Genomic DNA, 17,704 nt, shown 5'->3' on the forward strand with positions numbered 1-17,704 from the left:
ACTTTGCGTTATTCATCTTAATTGAACCGCCGTATACGGAACCGTACGTACGGTGGTGTGAGAGGTCGGGAGTTAATCACTCCCTCCTACTCGATTGACTATAAAGATAGCCTTTGTTTTGGTGAAGCAATTCGATAAGTATATCTTTGGCATGATGCTGCCTATTCCTACTATACTTAGTTATATATATGTTATGGAGCTATTAGTACGGAAGGGAGGAGACTGGAGATGATGTATTGCTTAATTGCTAGTAATAAGCCATTGCCAATTCGGTATTTGCCAAAGGTACACGTCAGAAGAGGTGGATTCCCAATTGAGGATATCCAATATAGTTTCTTTGTAGAGGTCCTCTATGAATCGAATGCGATTGATGTAGTGGAGGATTATTTATTGAAAGTGTATAAGCAATACAAGGATCCGGAATTTCAGGTGAAAACGGAGGATGGCAACTTGCTGGGGCAGATAGAGAAGTCCTTTCAAAAAACGGAGCGTTTTCGGTCGTATATTATCATTTCGAAATGAAGCATTCTTAACTTGAATTTCAAAAATAGATTGTGCCGCAAATAGCCTGTAGCGATTTGCGCTGTTCTTGCAGCAATCTACTCGTACGCAGCCAATTAGCGGCAAAGCGAATATAAAAAATCCGTTACATAAATGTAACGGATGAAAGTTTAATTTTAAAAGAAAATGGCGGAGGCAGTAGGATTCGAACCCACGCGCGGTGTAACCCGCCTGTCGGTTTTCAAGACCGATCCCTTCAGCCAGACTTGGGTATGCCTCCGTATAATATGTCGAAATCTATCGACAAGAAATACTATATCATGATTTAATTTAGTGGTCAATAATTTTGATAAATATTTTTTCTCTTTAAAAAGTTATTTTCACTCTTCTAAATTCTATTGAAACCAACCTCACAAATATATTGCCTCACCTTCAAAAAGCTATGCAGTGAACTTAGCTTTTTGAAAAAAATATTTTGTAAAATCGTCAGCAAAATAGTTTTTATTTATGAAAAAACAATAAGAAAAAACATGACGATTTTCATATTTCCTTTATTGCCAAATCAAAACATTGCATTTTCTACTTGTTATAAAGTATACTAGTTTATGCCGTGCTAGGTGGGGAGGTAGCGGTGCCCTGTAACTCGCAATCCGCTCTAGCGAGACTGAATTCCTTTTCTGAGGCTGTCCGTATGTTTGGTCTGCCTCTTGCACGTAGCGTTGAAGGTTGGGTCCTGCGCAATGGATACCCACGAACCATGTCAGGTCCGGAAGGAAGCAGCATTAAGTGGCTTCATCCATGTGCCGCGGGGTAGCCTAACCTGAGCTGGCGACAAGAGTAACGCTTATGTACGGCTGTCGAAGGAAGGTGCACGGCTTTAATATACATATTAAAGCCAAAAGGCGTCGATAAAGACAAAATCAACTAAAATGTTGGTTTTGTCTTTTTTTTGCAATTTTTTAAACTGTACTTCATCAATCTACCAATTCCCTCATCATAAAAACTTCACATAAAACAAAGTCATGAAATCTAATTGGATAGCCTATAGTAATACGAACAGTGCGAACAAAAACTGAAAATTGAAGATTTATTTGGAAAAATTGGAACTTAAATGTAAAATGAACGTACCAATTAAAGAGAGAAAAAGGGGGAGGCAGGGTTTTGTTAAAGCGAATCATACCGATAGTATTTTTACTATCATTTTTTGTTAGTTTTCTACATATAGACAGTGCTAGTGCAGCACCAAAATTAGACGTAAGTGCAGAAGTGGGGATATCCAACAAAGTAAAGTATTACACACCACTACCGCTAAAACTTACAATTACAAACAGCGGTTCAGCCTTTTCTGGTGACTTAGTCATTGACGCAGCTGAATCTTACTCTGTCGGTTCTGGGTTAGTATACCCGATAGACATTGCAGAGGGAGAAACAAAAACGATACAGCTCTATTTAAATGGGCTTTCGGATGATTATATGTATAACGGCAGTCAGCAGCCAAATCTATTCTATTTTTATGAGGGTGGCATTGAAAAAGGGAAGGCTGTGAAATATACAGGGACAAAAGCAGTACGCCCTCAATTTCATGATTTAGAAGCATCCTTTGTTTATACCTTAACGGAAAATAGTGATCGATTATCTGCCTTACAGAGATTAAGACAATTTTCAACTTATAATGTGGAGGTTTTCCATGTAAATCAGCTAAAGAAATTCGAAATGCCTGCAGAGGCGAAAGGGTTAGCTATGGCAGATGTAATTGCTGTAGATGAAATAAGTCTTGCAGATTATACAGAAAAGCAGCAACAAGCCATTTACAGCTGGGTTGAAAGTGGTGGAACGCTTTTAATTGGTGCTTCCGATCAAGTAGAAGCTTCATCAGGAATATTTAAAGAGCATCTTCCATTAGTTCTTTCAAATGAAAAGGTAACTGTTTTAAAAGAAAGCTTAGCTAAATTATCGAATAATGGCATCTTCCCGGATAATATCGAAGTTTACCAAGCGCAGGAAAAAGAAGGGGGTAAGCCTTTACTTGCGGATGGGGACACAATTCTAGCCTCAAGTATGAATCTAGGCAGTGGACGTATTATTCAAACAACCTTCTCTTTAGGTGATCAACCACTTGCGGGGATGGATGGCTATGTAAAATTAATCGGGGAAATATTAGATTTCCAAAAGCAGAATCAAACGAATTCTTTTGGCATGTTTTATGGGGGAATAAATAATTACGTTCCTTCTGAAGTGGGGAGTGTAAATGAGCTTTTCCCTTCATTTGAAATCTCTACAACCTTCCTTGTAATTACAATAGTTATTTATATTTTATTTATAGGTCCATTACTTTATTTCATCTTAAAAAAATTGGATAAACGAGAGCATGCATGGTGGGCGATTCCGTTATTATCGATTGGCCTTTCGCTGGCTATGTTCATATTCGGTGCCAAGGATCGTTTACTACAATCTCAAATTCAGCAATCTGCTTTTTATAAGGTAGAAGGTGAAAATTTAGTAGGGCATTATATAGAGTCGATTTTAACAAATAAGGGTGGGGACTTTACTTTTACAACTGATGAAAACACAACAGCTGTTGCTTCACGTGGTTCTAATTATTACTCGAATACTTCAACTAGTGTGCTTCATGAGAAGTCGTATGTGCAAGAGCATGCAAATGGTTCGACCCTAAATCTGAGAAATCTAAATTACTGGTCTGTTCAATCCATTGTGGGGCAAACGAAGCTTGAAAAAGCAGGCAATATGGATATTCAACTCACACTAAAGGATGGAAAAATTGAAGGTACTATTACAAATCACTTCCCATTCAAATTAAATGAGGTAGCCATTTGGTCTGGTACGAAGGAAATTGTGTTAGGGGACATAGAGGCAAACGCAACGCTTGAGGTTTCGGAAGAGGTAAAGAATTCAATTCTACTTTCTCCATCGGTTTCTAATTATAACTATACACAACCGCAATCGAAGGAAGATTTAATGCCGCTCCGCTTAGAAAAGCTAAAGTATGGAGCTGCTGGGCTTGTTGAGGGTGAGCGATTACCAACGATTATTGCTTGGACAGAGGATACCCATGTCGGTATTGAACTGGATGGAAGTGCCAAGGTTTCACCAGTAGCTTATATAGCTCAAAGCTTTGAGCCAGTAGTGGAATTGTCAGGGGAGTTTACTTTAGATAAGGAATCATTAGAAGGCTATCTAGAGCCAACAAATGGATCTGGCTATATGGAATTAATGAATGAGTCAACAAATGAATGGTATTTAGATAAAGGAGATTACGACTATATTATTTGGGCGCCGGATGAGCTGTTAGAAAACACGAATTGGACAGAGCTTTCAATTACTAACAAGGCGGCTAATCGTACATCCCTTTCTGTTTGGAATTGGAGCACTTCAAAATATGAGGATATCCTGGAAAACAGTGCAAGCTACACAACGAACTTAGAGCAATATATCTCAGCAGAAGGGCAACTTAAGATACTTGTACGGTTAACGGACGATATGGGGTCCCCTGTAAAAATGCCTGATGTCGAAATCAAAGGGGTGGCAAAATAATGATGGTGGATATACAAGGACTAACAAAAAAGTATGGATCCTTTACAGCTTTAGATAACTTAACTTTATCCTTAGATGAAGGAGTTGTATTTGGCTTTGTTGGAGCAAATGGAGCCGGGAAATCTACTACATTTTCCATATTATCTACTCTTCTTTCGCCAACAGCTGGTGATGCATTTATCAATGGGAAAAGCGTGGTGCGAGAACCGAAGGAGGTACGTAAGCAAATTGGCTATATGCCAGACTTCTTTGGGGTGTATGACCAACTAAAGGCAGATGAGTATCTAGACTTTTACGGGGCGAGCTATGGGCTGTCTGCTGCTGAGCGCCAAGTACTTATTCCGCAATTACTCGAGCTCGTAAATTTAACACATAAACGTTATGAATATGTTGATTTACTATCCCGGGGGATGAAGCAGCGACTTTGTTTAGCCCGCTCTCTAATCCATGATCCCAAGGTATTAATACTCGATGAGCCTGCTTCAGGATTAGACCCTCGTGCTCGAGTAGAAATGCGAGATATTTTAAAGCATTTAAAATCAATGGGGAAAACAATCTTGATTTCGTCGCATATTTTACCAGAGCTGGCGGAAATGTGTGATGAAATCGGTGTAATCGATAACGGAAAACTAATCGCCCATGGAAATGTTGCTCAAATTCAAGATCAGCTGCAGGGAGACAAACGCCTTGTTGCAAAGGTAATGGATGATATTGATAAGGCTCGTGCCTTCTTTGAGGAGGATCCCCTCGTTAGCTCAATTGAAGTAATCTATGGAAAAAACGAGATAGCCTTTAATTATCGCGGAAAGACAAATGATCAAGTAAATCTTTTGAGGAAGGCTATGCTTGCTGAAATTTCAATCTATGCCTTAACAGAAGAGGAAAAGGATTTAGAGGATGTCTTTATGGCGATTACGAAGGGGGCAGATGAGGTATGATGGGACGTTTTTCAAATCCGGTTTTAACAAAGGAGCTAAAACTACGATTCCGTGCCTTTAAAAGCTTCTCAGGATTAATGTTTTACTTGGCGGTTTTATGTATTTTTGTAACCGGATTTTTATTAATCTACACGCAGTTTTCTGGCACTGCATTTTTCAGACCAAGTGATAGCTTTACAATGTTTGCCGTGCTTAGTGTCATTCAAATGGGGCTTGTAATGTTTATTACCCCTGGCTTAACGGCGGGAGCAATTAGTACTGAAAGGGAAAAACAAACATTAAATATATTACTGACTACCACACAAAGCTCAACTCAAATTATCGTAGGAAAGCTCTTGTCGTCAGTAGCGTTTTTAGTGTTAATGCTAGTGGCAGGATTGCCATTATATAGTCTTGTATTTCTATTTGGTGGGGTAGCCCCTTCACAGCTAATTACAATATTTTTATTCTATTTGGTTACACTGATTGCAATTGGCAGTATCGGGATTATGTTCTCTACAATAACAAAGAGAACGATTGTATCCATGATTACTACCTATGGGGCGATGATTTTTTTAGCCGGCATAACGGGCTTTCTATTTTTTGTAGGGATGTCCATGGAGCAAATGTTTATCAATACAGGTGGCCCACAGCAAAATGTCACACCATTTTCTCCAATTTCGCATTTCTGGGCGACCATTAACCCTGGCGTATTAATGGTAACGATTCTTTATCCGGAGATGGCAACGAGTTTGGAGTCAGTGACTGGAATTTCGATGCCAGTGTGGATTGGGTATTTAATTTTTTATGTACTTTTAACAGCATTTTGTTTATTTATAGCAATTCGAAAATTACGTGCCAATATGAAAACTAACAGATAGGAGGCGGATGTAAGATGGATCGTCGTCATGTATTGAAGCAATTTATTCGTCGGGCGAAAAGAAGCTTAAATATAGAGCATTCACTTCCAAAATTACAATATGGAGTACTGATTGCATGCTTTTTAAGTGCGGCGATTCTATTAGTTTCTCGCCTTTTTGTTTTCCCGTATTACAGGAATATAGCGATTTACGTGGGGATAGGAGCGTTAATAGCAGTTGTTCTCTTTCTCTGGTGGAGAAGAGTCCGAGATAAGGAGGCTATGCATCGATTAGATAGCTTTTATCCTCATAATGAGCTTGTGACCGCTCTTTCCTTAGTGGAGGAATCGAATCCGCTAGTAGGCTCTATTTTGCAAAAAGCACAAAAGGAATCTTCAGCTGCTTTTGAACGTTTTAAAAAACGAGAAAAGCTTCTTTGGAAGCCGAAAGTATTGATAGGGATTGTCGTAGTGGTAATGGCGATGGGTGCTTTATCGATTTTCCCTTCTGCAACCCAGCAGCAGGCTCTTGTTGTTGAAAAAGAGCAGGAGGTTATAAAGGATCTTGAAAAAGAAGTGGCAGAGCTTCAGAAAAAAACAGATTCAAAGGAAACGAAAAAACAATTAGAGGAACTGAAAAATAAATTAAATGATATCGAAGCCTCAGAGGAAGCCTTGCGGGAAGTTGTGAAAAAGCAAAAGGAATTAAAGCTGCAGGAGCAAAAACTAAAGGAAAAGCAAGAACTAGCCAAGCAGGACAATGGTGAAGGAATGGACGGCTTAACGGCCCAGGAGCAAAAGCAGCTAGAAGAGTTAATGGAGCTGCAAAAGGAGTTAGCGAGTACAGCAAATAGTACACAAACTGCTTTAAGTAAGCTCGGAAAGCCGATTAGCTTTGATTTGCAGAATGCAATTGCTAGTGAACTTGGCTCGGAATCGCCGGAAAATAGCCCGGAAAATGAAAATGGTGAATCTTCAAGTACTGGTAATGGACAACAAAGTGATAATAATAGCGATGATCAAGGAAATAAAAATGATTCTGGTCAAAGTGGACAGCAGGGTCAAGGTCAGGGGAATAGCTCGGGGAACGGTACCGGGAACGGAGGCACAGGAAATGGGGCTGGCCAAGGCTCTGGCACAGGAAATGGCGGTAATGGTCAAGGTCAAGGTCAAGGCCAAGGATCAAATGGAGCCGGTCAAGGTCAGGGAGGTCGCGATTTACTTTCCATTCCCAATCGAGTGGGAGGAAACAGTGAAACATCAGTTGATGGTGGACCTCTCGGTGAAGGTACTGCCGCAGGGGAACAAAAAGGGCCTGTTCCAGTTACAAAAGGAACTATTCGACCATATGAAGAGGTTATCGGGGACTATAAGGATAGCTACTTAAAAAGCTCCGAAAGAATGCAGCTACCAAAGGATTTGCAGGATATTGTACAATCATATTTTTCTTCCATAGAGTCGGAATAAGGAGGACTTAAGAAATGGCCTTTAATGAACAGCAATATAGCGAAATAAGTCTAGAGCTACAGCAGGTAAAACAAGAAATAAGTAAATTCATAGTCGGACAGGAAGAAGCAATCGAATTTACCCTATACGCCATTCTAGCAGATGGGCACGCCTTGCTGGAGGGCTTGCCGGGTCTAGGAAAAACAATGCTAATCCGGACAATTTCAGAGGTATTGGATTTATCCTTTTCTCGAATTCAATTTACCCCGGATTTAATGCCAACAGATATTACAGGAACAAATATTATTGAGCGGGCGGAAAACGGTAAACAGCAATTTGTTTTCCAGCCAGGGCCACTTTTTAGTCAAATGGTCTTAGCCGATGAAATAAACCGCGCAACGCCGAAAACCCAAAGTGCATTACTTGAGGCAATGGGTGAAAAAACGGTAACGATTTTAGGAGATACAAAGAAAATGGCAAGGCCCTTCTTTGTTCTAGCTACACAAAACCCGATTGAAATGGAAGGAACTTATCCTCTACCTGAAGCACAAATGGACCGTTTCCTATGCAAGATCATAGTCCCTTATCCATCTAAAAAGGACTTGATGGAGATTATGAAGCGTACCACAGGGGCAGTAGAAGTAGAATTAGAAAAAGTCATGAACAGTGATAGTCTAATCGTTGCCCAGCAAATGGTGAAAGAGGTGCTTGTGGCTGATGAAATGATGGAATATGCCGTTAACTTGGTTGTTGCAACACATCCAAAGGGAGACTATTCTTTACCAGAGGTACAGCAGTTTGTGATGTATGGAAGTGGCCCACGTGGCTTGCAAAGTATTATTAAATTAGCTAAAGCACGTGCTGTTATGCAGGGGCGTTTCCATGTATCGATTGCAGATATTAAGTCAGTAGCTAAACCAGCGCTTCGTCACCGAATGATGGTGAATTATGAAGGAGAAGCAGAAGGTAAAACCACTGATGATTTGATTGAAGGCATTTTAACTTCAATTCAACAAGGCGTGGGTCTATGAGTAAACAAACCATCATATTACCAGATGAATGGGTCGCAAAAATCAGCCGATTATCCATTGCAACATCCTCCAAATTACGTGGTCAGCATAAAGGGGGCAACCGTTCGCAGAGATTTGGTTCTTCTCTTGATTTTTCTGATTTCCGTGAATATACCTTAGGTGATGATGTGCGGCAGGTTGATTGGAACGTGTATGCGCGAACGGAAAAATACTTTATTAAACGGTTTTTAGATGAGCAGGAGATGCGGGTACATGTTTTGCTTGATGCTACTCGATCAATGGGAGAAGAAAAGAAATGGCGATTCGCAAGGCAAATTGCTTCTGCCATCGGGCTAATGGTTCTAAATCGGGACGACCGATTATCTTTTTCTTATGTAGGTGAAACACAGGCACTTCCCTTTAGGCGAAAAGGAGCAACCTACAGAAAACACTTTCTACAAATTGTTTCTAGTTTAGAAGAAGCAAGTGGGAAAGGTAGTTTTGCGCGAGAAGGAATTAAAGCTTTACCAAAGGATAGCACTGTTCTATTTATCATTACAGATGGGCTTGAACCAATTGCTGAATGGCAGCAATTTTTTAAACGTCTCCCGCGATTTGCAGGCGATATTCGTTGCATTCAAATTGTTACCGAGAATGAGCTGAGGCCATCCTATACAGGAGATGTTCGTTTAATCGATGCGGAAACAAATAGGGATGTAAATGTCTCTGTGTCTAACCGTGTTTTAGCAGGCTATGAAAAAACAAAGGAAATGCATGAAGCGGAATTTGATGCATTAGCGAACCGTTTTGGCATTCGAAAAATCCAGCTTGTTGTGGAGGATGGGCTACAAAACGCTATTTTCCATAAATTACTCAAGTCACATTGGGTACAGTGAGGTGAAGTGATTTGGGATTTACTAATTTAGTATTTTTATGGACAGCATTCATACCGGTTGTTGTCCTGCTATATTATTTTTTTCGTAAAAAATATACAAATCAGCCCGTTTCCTCTACACTCTTTTGGGCTGAGGTTATGCAGGAAACAAAAGCTTCACCTTATTTAAAGCACCTGCAAAAGAATGCGCTACTTTATTTGCAGCTACTCTCTCTCATTTTATTTGTCCTGGCGCTTATGAATCCATTTGTAAAAACAACTGAAATTGCAGGTGAACAGTCAATTTGGATTGTAGATACTTCAGCTACGATGCTCGCTAAAAATGGGGAAGGTAGTACTTTTGAGCAGCATAAAAAGGAAATGAAGTCTTTGGCAGCAGCTCTAGGTGGCAGGCCGTTGACGATTATTACCACTGGAGACGAACCAAAAGCAATTCTCCGTCAAGAAACTCAAAGCTCAGTCATACATAAAGCTATTGAAGATTTAGAAGTCACCTATGAAGAAGAACAGCTACCAAAGGCAATTGATATGGCAACAGCTTTTATCGGAGAAACAGCTACCTCGATGTATTTATTTACAGATTCAGTTGAACGCGGCGAGCTGCCGATTGAAAGTGAGAAAATCACGTGGGTAGTAAAAGGAGCAAGTAAAGACCTAGAAAATATATCGATTACAAGGCTAGCAGCGACAGCAATAGAGGATTCTGCTTTAGCGCTGGTCCAGCTGAAAAATGAAACAAAAAGTCCTCAGGTAGTAAAGCTTTTACTATTGGATGGAGCGGAAAATCAAGTTATTGAAGAGGAAATTACGATACAGGGTGGGGAGGAATGGTCAAAAACCTTTGATGCTCTCCCATTGACTAATTTATTAACAGCAACAATTCAAGTGGATGATGATTATGACATTGATAATACGATGATGACTCTTATTGGAAGTGGAACATCGGAAATCGTCATCGATCAGCAAATGCATCAGCTCGTACAAAAAGGATTCCAAGCATTAAATACTGAAGTGAAAATTGCTCCTTCAGATCAGTTAAAGGATATGGAAGATGCCATGATTGTAACGAATCAAAAGGAGCTACTTGAACAATCAAAATCTCCTATTGTTTTAATTGGGCGTGACGATGTAGAACCACAAGAGGTAAATTCACTGGTGGATGTTTCGCAGGATTCGTTATTTGCTTTTAGTTCGTTAGAGGATGTCTATGTTAGCTCCATCTATCCAGCTTTTGATGACTTTACGACAATTGCAACAATAGATGAAAAACCTTTTGTTCAACGATCATCAAGAGGAGATATTGTCATTTTGGCAGATATAGAGCAAACGGATTGGCCGCTTCACCCATCCTTCCCACTCCTTTTATGGGGAATTCAAAACGAATTGATGGAGGGAACACAAAATTTAGGTACCTTCTCTCCTAATGAGAGTCGCGCTGTTTCACTTACTTCAGGCGAATGGTCGATTTACTCTAATGATGAAGAGTATATCTCTTCTGTAGAGGGAGGCAGTGAATTTCGGGCTCCGACAATTCCAGGGGTTTATAGCATAAGCTCCAAGGAAGAAGAAAAACAGTTTATTGTTCAGCTTACAAGTGGGGAACGTTCGATTCAGGAAGGTACTAGCTTTGAGTTGGGAACTGTTCAAAATAGCGGTTTAGAGGAAACAACAAAGAAATCATTAGTACAGTGGTTACTGCTACCAATTCTTTTATTACTCGTACTAGAGTGGGAGGTGCAAAGAAGACGTGGATTTGCGAATTGATACCCCACTAGCGCTATTACTACTTATTCCACTTGTTGCATACTTCCTTTGGACCTGGTGGAGGCACCGAGACCAGCTAAAGAAAAATCAACAGATCGTTTTTGGTATTCGAATTTTGGCGGTTGTTCTTTTAGTATTTGCAATTTGTTCGCCATATCTATTGCTACCTGTTAAAGAGGAACAGGTTGTGTATTTAATCGACCGCTCAGCATCACTAGACGGCGTGGAGGACCAAGCCATCTCCTTTATAGAGGAAGGCTTGAAGGCTAAAAATGAAAACCATCATGTTGGGATTTATTCCTTTGCATCTAACCTCCAAACAGAATCGATGCTTACAGATACGCTAGAGCATGTTCCGGAGCTAAGTGACATGACAAATAGAGGGGAAACAAATATTGCGCAGGCAATACAATTAGCAACGGGCATTGTCGACCTCAAAAAGGCAACAAGGATTGTATTGTTAACGGATGGTTTAGAAACAAAAGGGAATGCACAAGAGCAGCTTACTAAATTAACAGAATCAAATGTATCGATTGATGTTGTTCAGCTAAGTCAAAACGTAGCAGCGGATGTTTCTGTTCAAAGCTTTACGACACCACAGGTTGCCTATGCAGGGGAGCAACAACAGCTAGTAACAGAAATTAAATCAACAATGGCTACACAAGGGGAGCTTTATTTATATGAAAATGATCAGCTTATCCATCAGAAACCAGTTCAGTTAGAAGAAGGGGCAAACGTATTTACCTACAGATATGTCGGACACGCAGAAGGCTTAGTAAAATATGAAGCGCTTGTTCAAGTCGATGAAGACGCGATTATAGAAAATAATAAATTAACTAGTGTCACAATGGTTCAAAGTACTCCGAGGGTTTTAATAGTTAGCGATAGGGTGGAAGGTTCCTCTATTGCATCTGCCATTGGGACAAATGCAGTCAATTATGATGTGAAAGCCTCTAGTGAATTGCCGAGCTCCCTCTCAAGCTTTTTAAACTACAATGCCATCATTTTTGATAATATCCCTGGTCACCTCGTGGGGGAGGAAAAAATGGGCGTAATCGAGCAAGCTGTAAAAAATTTCGGCGTTGGCTTTATGATGGTGGGAGGAGAAAATAGCTTTGGACTAGGTGGTTATTTTAAAACACCGATCGAGGCATTATTGCCTGTAGAAATGGAAGTGAAGGGGAAACAGCAGTTACCTTCACTTGGGTTAGTCATTGTTCTTGACCGCTCAGGCAGTATGATGGGACCGAAAATCGAGCTAGCTAAGGAAGCTGCTGCAAGATCAGTGGAGCTACTTCGTGATGGCGATACACTAGGTTTTATCGCTTTTGATGACCGACCGTGGGAAGTGATTGAAACAGCGCCTTTAACGGATAAGGAAAAGGCAGTTAATACAGTTTTATCGATTCCTCCAGGTGGTGGAACAGAAATCTTTACCTCCCTGGAGCTAGCTTATGAAAATTTAACCGATTTACAATTGCAGAGGAAGCACATTATTTTACTCACAGATGGGCAGTCCTACACAGCGAGTAGCTATGAGGATTTAATAGAAGCAGGAAAAGAAAATAATATTACTCTATCTACTGTTGCCATTGGAGCTGACGCGGATGGGGCTTTGTTAGAAAGCTTAAGTGAATGGGGAAGTGGACGCTTCTATAGTGTACTTGATGAAACAACTATTCCGTCTATTTTATCTCGTGAAACCGCAATGATTTCGAGAACCTATATTGAAGATAACCCCTTCTATCCAACTATTTATAATGCGGAAGGGTGGAATGCACTGTTTGAAAACGGTGTTCCTCAAATGAATGCTTATATTGGTACCACTGCGAAGCAAACGGCTATGGTAATAGCGGAAAGTGAGAAGGAAGACCCTGTACTAGCAGAATGGCAGTATGGGCTAGGTCGAACGATTGCCTTTACTTCTGATTCCACAGGTGCATGGACAGGTGACTGGGCACGCTGGGAGGAATGGCCAAACTTTTGGCAAACTGCAATTTCAAGAATGCTACCAACCTACAATGAAATTGCCTATGATATTCGCCTAGATGCGCAAGGCTCGTTTGTTATTACTGATCCAACCAATCAGGCGGCATTTTTAGATATAGCTGCTGTCAATGAATTTGGTGAAGAGCTTGAAGTTCAACTAGATCCTGTTTCAGCAAGTAAAGTAAAGGCTACACTTGAAGCTGAACCTGGGCTTGTTTTCTTCCGAATTACAAGCGGAGACGGCACAATCTATCAAGCAGGACAGACTATTCCATATAGTGAGGAATTTGAGCTGCATCCACCTAATGAGCCTCTATTAACGCAAATTACAGAGCGGACGGGTGGGCTATTGTTAGAGGAGCCAGAGCAAGCCTTCCGAGAATTCACCATGAAAGGTGCAGAAAAACAAAGTATTACATTGTGGCTTGTCTTAGCAAGTATGCTACTATTCTTCATTGATATAACGATACGAAGATTTGGATGGGGCTTCTTGCAAACCGTTGGGAAAGTAAAGAAAACACCAGAACAGCCCAAATCTCAAGAAGAAACAAATGTCGGGCAAATATTGAAGGAAATGAAGCGGAAATAATCATAGAGAAAATTTCCTTCGAACGGAAGCTTTAAAATGTAAGTGGGAAAGAGGGGCAACGGTATGACCGTATAGCTCCTCTTTTTGTTATGTCATTAAATTAAACAATTGAATGGCATTTTACCATTGGAAGGGAAAAGAGAAGTTGACCTATGCTATAATATAGCTACTAGACTAAAGGGAAAGAAGAAGGGGTGAAAAAAGTTGACATACCAAGCGTTTTACCGTGTTTATAGACCGCAAAGTTTTCGTGAAATGTCCGGTCAAACACACGTAAAAAGAACCCTTCAAAATGCTTTATTAGCAAATAAAACAACACATGCCTATCTTTTTTCAGGTCCTCGTGGAACAGGGAAAACAAGTACGGCGAAAATTTTTGCAAAAGCATTGAACTGTGAAAAGGCTCCAGCAAGTGAGCCCTGCAACGAATGTCCAACATGTTTAAGTATTACAGAGGGTTCACATCCAGATGTAATTGAATTTGACGCAGCTTCCAACTCGCGTGTAGAAGAAATGCGCGACATTATTGAAAAGGTAAGATTTGCTCCGGCGAATGCACGTTTTAAAGTGTATATTATCGACGAGGTGCATATGCTTTCAACAAGTGCTTTTAATGCACTATTAAAAACATTAGAAGAACCACCTCCACATGCAGTATTTATTTTGGCAACAACTGAGCCTCATAAATTACCCGCAACGATTATTTCACGTTGTCAACGCTTTGATTTTAAACGTTTATCCTCAACTGATATCTTAGAGCGAATGAAAGTCGTTTTAGAGGATATTAACTTGCCCTATGAGGAGCAAGCTTTAAAAGTCATCGCTCAAGCGGCTGCAGGTGGGATGCGTGATGCCTTAAGTTTATTAGACCAGGTTGTATCATTTAGTGGGGATACATTAACTTTAGACAACGCGCTACTTGTAAGTGGATCTATTAGCCAAGATATTTTTTACGATTTAGTGGAATCACTAAAAGCAAGAGAGATAGCAAAGGTCTTAACAGCTATTGAAGAACTAATTGCCGATGGGAAGGATCCACTTCGTCTAGCGGAGGACTTAATTACATTTTTCAGAGACCTATTATTACTGCAAACAAGTAACGAGCTTACAGAATTACTGGAGCTTGTATCTCCAGAGGACAAGTTTATTCAACTCGCACATGAATTTAGTGCCGATACACTTTACGGATATATCGATATACTATCTAAAACACAACAGGAAATGCGTTTTTCTCATCATACAAAAATCTATTTAGAAACTGCTCTATTGAAGATGGCACAAGTACCGAATAGTGGTGCAGTTAGTACGCAAGTTCAAATGGGCACCGTAGCTATAGATCCGGCAATGAATGAAAAAGTAGCAAATCTTGAAAAAATGGTCCAACAGTTAACGATGCAGCTTCAAAATGGCGTTCAAGTACAAGGAAATGCTGGAGGCCAGCAAAAAGAAGCCCCACGTCCTCGTGCAAAATCAAACAACTTTAATGCACCAATTGGACGCATTCGTGAAGTACTAAAGGGTGCGACAAAGCAAGATATTCACAATATTAAAAATGCATGGGCGCAATCATTAAGTCAGCTCCAAAAATCCCAAGCAGCATTGCTAGCTGAGGCAGAACCTGTTGCAGCTTCAAGTAGTGCATTTGTGATAAAATTCAAGTATGATATACATTGTCGAATGGTTGCCGAAAACAGAGAGTTTACAAGCTTTTTCGCTCAATCTCTATCTCAAATGACAGGAACCATGTATGAAGTATTGTGCATTCCAGAAAATGATTGGATGACTCTTCGTCAGAACTTCATTAAAGAAAATGGTCTGAATCAGAAAAAGGAAAATTCCGATGATGAGTCAGATATGGGAAGAGATGACCAAGATGAACCGTTTATTGACGATGCACAAGAAATTGCTTCAGAGGATCCTTTAGTTTTAGAGGCAGAGAAAATGTTTGGCAAGGATTTTGTTGAGGTAGTTGAAGATTAATTTAGAAAGCAGGATGCAATGGCTAGAATTTTTGTTATTGCATGCTGATTACAATTAAATTTAAACATTACTAGGAGGAATTTTAATATGCGTGGAATGGGAAATATGCAAGGTATGATGAAGAAAATGCAAAAAATGCAAAAAGAAATGATGGAAGCTCAAGAAGAGTTAAATGCAAAGGAATTTGAAGGTACTGCTGGTGGCGGTATGGTAACAATTACGTTAAACGGTCAACGTGAAGTCCTTGGTGTAAAATTAGATCCATCTGTAGTAGATCCTGAAGATGTAGAAATGTTAGAGGATTTAATCGTTGTTGCAACAAATGAGGCGTTAAAGAAAGTAGAAGAAACGACTTCATCAACTATGGGTAAATTCACTCAAGGATTAAACCTTCCATTCTAGGAGGAATCATAAATGTATTACCCTGAACCAATATCAAAGCTAATAGATAGCTTTATGAAATTGCCAGGTATCGGTCCGAAAACTGCGGCCCGACTGGCATTTTTCGTTTTAACTATGAAAGAAGACACAGTATCAACCTTTGCAAAGGCATTAATCGATGCAAAAAGAAATTTAATGTATTGCTCGGTTTGTGGGCATATTACAGATGTAGACCCATGTCAAATTTGTTCCGATAAACAGCGTGACATATCAACAATTTGTGTTGTTCAGGATCCAAAAGATGTGATTGCAATGGAAAAGATGCGTGATTATCAAGGTCTTTATCATGTATTACATGGCGCAATTTCGCCTATGGATGGTGTAGGACCCGAGGATATTAATGTAGCTTCATTAATTACGCGACTACAAGATGAACGTGTACAGGAGTTAATTTTAGCAACGAACCCAACAATTGAAGGGGAAGCAACAGCTATGTATATATCTCGTCTTGTAAAACCTTCTGGAATTCGTACAACACGCATCGCACATGGTTTACCTGTTGGTGGCGATTTAGAATATGCTGATGAAGTTACATTATCAAAAGCATTGGAAGGACGCCGTGAATTATAAGGGATTTTTCGTTTCCTTATAAAAAGTTCAAATAATGAGATCTGTTGCAGGTGTTAACCCACTCTTTTGTATTAGTTTTAATAACATGTTTTCGCACACAGTTTGTTCTGGACATATATACAACAGTAGTAACTGATATAGATGTTATTGTCCTGTAATATTAGTATAAGGTGAGTGGAGTCGTGTGATATTCAGTCGTAAAGGGAAATTAAAGAGAGAATTTGACGAAAGACTAGTCAATCTTATAAAAGAGACAAAAGATGACTGGAGTAGTGCTAAAGTGATTGAAGATCTTGTCGATGATTATGATTTAGAGGTCATTGCACATCGGAAAATTGCTGAAAGTGTTCACTTTTATTTATTTAAAGAAGCAAGAATTCGAAAAATATTAATTAAATAAGCATACTAAGGGTAGCCGCAAAAGCATATGCTCCTAAGAATAGATATTCGAGAGGGGAGATATGGTTGACAACATACATAGCAATTGGTGTTGTTAGTGCGCTACTCTTTTTTATTATTTTAATAGGTAGAAAAGTAGGATTTGGGGCAGTTTTTGAAAAGTTAGCGATTCTTTGGTTTAAGCTTGCCTGTTCGTTTGCGCTATTATACATAGCTCATATTATTGTTGATGGGTACGATGTGGTAGTGCCGGTTAATCTGTTTTCAGCTCTTACAATAACAATTCTAGGTATACCAGGTATTCTTTGTATTGGGGTATTAACAGTACTCCAATAATTTTTTTTGCTAAATTACTTGCTATTGGATTATTATGATGGTATATTAATACAAGTCATTACGACGCAGTAAAAAAATATCATTGAATGAATAAAGTTATTGACTTTCATATCGGTAAATGATACTATGTTAAAGCTGTCGATTGAATAACTGTTAAAACTTTTGGAAGAAAGTTGTTGACAGATGATTTGGTAAGATGGTATGATATAAAAGTTGTCACATTGAAGAAAGTGATGACGATGAACCTTGAAAACTGAACAACAAAACGTTAATGAACATAGTTTCTTCTATTAATTTAGAGAAACAAAATTTTGGACATCAAAATTGATGCCAGCACAAAATTTGAGCTTTATCAAATTTTCTCTTTTATGGAGAGTTTGATCCTGGCTCAGGACGAACGCTGGCGGCGTGCCTAATACATGCAAGTCGAGCGGACTTTAGAAAAGCTTGCTTTTC

The 17,704-nt window shown here is 39.6% G+C and carries 14 protein-coding genes, 1 tRNA gene, 1 rRNA gene and 1 other RNA gene; 16 read left to right on the plus strand and 1 reads right to left on the minus strand.

Annotated elements, in window-relative coordinates:
* The first annotated feature begins 228 nt into the window (after positions 1-228).
* A complete protein-coding gene (locus BJ095_RS17645; RefSeq protein WP_107937681.1) occupies positions 229-522 on the plus strand; it encodes a hypothetical protein in 294 nt (97 codons plus the stop codon).
* 166 nt (positions 523-688) lie between these two features.
* Here the strand turns inward: BJ095_RS17645 and BJ095_RS17650 are convergent.
* Positions 689-781 (minus strand) — tRNA-Ser (locus BJ095_RS17650).
* 328 nt (positions 782-1,109) lie between these two features.
* Here BJ095_RS17650 and ffs point away from each other — a divergent pair.
* The 15 genes from ffs to BJ095_RS17725 form a co-directional block, all read left to right on the plus strand.
* Positions 1,110-1,376, plus strand: an RNA gene (ffs, locus tag BJ095_RS17655) — signal recognition particle sRNA large type.
* Positions 1,377-1,662: 286 nt separating this feature from the next.
* Positions 1,663-4,053 carry a hypothetical protein gene (locus BJ095_RS17660; RefSeq protein WP_107937678.1) on the plus strand — a complete coding sequence of 797 codons (2,391 nt, stop codon included), beginning with the start codon at positions 1,663-1,665 and terminating at the stop codon, positions 4,051-4,053.
* Positions 4,054-4,055: 2 nt separating this feature from the next.
* Positions 4,056-4,991, plus strand: coding sequence for an ABC transporter ATP-binding protein (locus BJ095_RS17665; RefSeq protein WP_107937683.1), 936 nt, complete (start codon positions 4,056-4,058; stop codon positions 4,989-4,991).
* Positions 4,988-5,851: an ABC transporter permease gene (locus BJ095_RS17670; protein ID WP_107937676.1), complete on the plus strand. Its 864-nt coding sequence runs from the start codon at positions 4,988-4,990 to the stop codon at positions 5,849-5,851. The genes BJ095_RS17665 and BJ095_RS17670 overlap by 4 nt, the downstream gene beginning before the upstream one ends.
* A 14-nt stretch (positions 5,852-5,865) precedes the next feature.
* Positions 5,866-7,296 carry a hypothetical protein gene (locus tag BJ095_RS17675; protein WP_107937674.1) on the plus strand — a complete coding sequence of 477 codons (1,431 nt, stop codon included), beginning with the start codon at positions 5,866-5,868 and terminating at the stop codon, positions 7,294-7,296.
* A 14-nt stretch (positions 7,297-7,310) separates the two neighbouring features.
* Positions 7,311-8,306, plus strand: coding sequence for an AAA family ATPase (locus BJ095_RS17680; protein ID WP_107937672.1), 996 nt, complete (start codon positions 7,311-7,313; stop codon positions 8,304-8,306).
* The gene (locus BJ095_RS17685; RefSeq protein WP_107937670.1) at positions 8,303-9,181 is read left to right on the plus strand and encodes a DUF58 domain-containing protein; all 879 of its coding nucleotides are present in this window, start codon (positions 8,303-8,305) and stop codon (positions 9,179-9,181) included. The genes BJ095_RS17680 and BJ095_RS17685 overlap by 4 nt, the downstream gene beginning before the upstream one ends.
* Before the next feature lie 11 nt (positions 9,182-9,192).
* Complete coding sequence (locus tag BJ095_RS17690; protein ID WP_107937668.1) at positions 9,193-10,944, plus strand: vWA domain-containing protein; 1,752 nt, start codon at positions 9,193-9,195, stop codon at positions 10,942-10,944.
* Positions 10,928-13,522 carry a VWA domain-containing protein gene (locus BJ095_RS17695; protein WP_107937666.1) on the plus strand — a complete coding sequence of 865 codons (2,595 nt, stop codon included), beginning with the start codon at positions 10,928-10,930 and terminating at the stop codon, positions 13,520-13,522. The genes BJ095_RS17690 and BJ095_RS17695 overlap by 17 nt, the downstream gene beginning before the upstream one ends.
* A gap of 204 nt (positions 13,523-13,726) precedes the next feature.
* On the plus strand, positions 13,727-15,502 hold the full coding sequence (gene dnaX, locus BJ095_RS17700; RefSeq protein WP_107937664.1) for a DNA polymerase III subunit gamma/tau: 1,776 nt from the start codon (positions 13,727-13,729) through the stop codon (positions 15,500-15,502).
* An 87-nt stretch (positions 15,503-15,589) separates the two neighbouring features.
* The gene (locus BJ095_RS17705; RefSeq protein WP_107937662.1) at positions 15,590-15,904 is read left to right on the plus strand and encodes a YbaB/EbfC family nucleoid-associated protein; all 315 of its coding nucleotides are present in this window, start codon (positions 15,590-15,592) and stop codon (positions 15,902-15,904) included.
* 12 nt (positions 15,905-15,916) lie between these two features.
* Positions 15,917-16,513 (plus strand): recombination mediator RecR, encoded by a 597-nt coding sequence (gene recR, locus BJ095_RS17710; protein ID WP_107937661.1) that lies wholly within the window; start codon positions 15,917-15,919, stop codon positions 16,511-16,513.
* A 184-nt stretch (positions 16,514-16,697) separates the two neighbouring features.
* Complete coding sequence (locus tag BJ095_RS17715; RefSeq protein WP_107937659.1) at positions 16,698-16,913, plus strand: YaaL family protein; 216 nt, start codon at positions 16,698-16,700, stop codon at positions 16,911-16,913.
* 65 nt (positions 16,914-16,978) lie between these two features.
* Positions 16,979-17,248 carry a pro-sigmaK processing inhibitor BofA family protein gene (locus tag BJ095_RS17720; protein WP_181418117.1) on the plus strand — a complete coding sequence of 90 codons (270 nt, stop codon included), beginning with the start codon at positions 16,979-16,981 and terminating at the stop codon, positions 17,246-17,248.
* A gap of 365 nt (positions 17,249-17,613) precedes the next feature.
* Positions 17,614-17,704: ribosomal RNA gene (locus tag BJ095_RS17725) — 16S ribosomal RNA — on the plus strand; the annotation flags it as partial.

Source organism: Ureibacillus chungkukjangi, from assembly GCF_003217295.1.
In the GTDB taxonomy this organism is placed as follows: domain Bacteria; phylum Bacillota; class Bacilli; order Bacillales_A; family Planococcaceae; genus Ureibacillus; species Ureibacillus chungkukjangi.

Excerpts from the sequence above, each read along its gene's own strand:
- BJ095_RS17670 (WP_107937676.1), top strand. The coding sequence starts at position 4,988 with ATGATGGGACGTTTTTCAAATCCGGTTTTAACAAAGGAGCTAAAACTA.
- BJ095_RS17685 (WP_107937670.1), top strand. The coding sequence starts at position 8,303 with ATGAGTAAACAAACCATCATATTACCAGATGAATGGGTCGCAAAAATC.
- BJ095_RS17675 (WP_107937674.1), top strand. The coding sequence starts at position 5,866 with ATGGATCGTCGTCATGTATTGAAGCAATTTATTCGTCGGGCGAAAAGA.
- BJ095_RS17705 (WP_107937662.1), top strand. The coding sequence starts at position 15,590 with ATGCGTGGAATGGGAAATATGCAAGGTATGATGAAGAAAATGCAAAAA.
- recR (WP_107937661.1), top strand. The coding sequence starts at position 15,917 with ATGTATTACCCTGAACCAATATCAAAGCTAATAGATAGCTTTATGAAA.
- BJ095_RS17665 (WP_107937683.1), top strand. The coding sequence starts at position 4,056 with ATGGTGGATATACAAGGACTAACAAAAAAGTATGGATCCTTTACAGCT.
- BJ095_RS17680 (WP_107937672.1), top strand. The coding sequence starts at position 7,311 with ATGGCCTTTAATGAACAGCAATATAGCGAAATAAGTCTAGAGCTACAG.
- BJ095_RS17645 (WP_107937681.1), top strand. The coding sequence starts at position 229 with ATGATGTATTGCTTAATTGCTAGTAATAAGCCATTGCCAATTCGGTAT.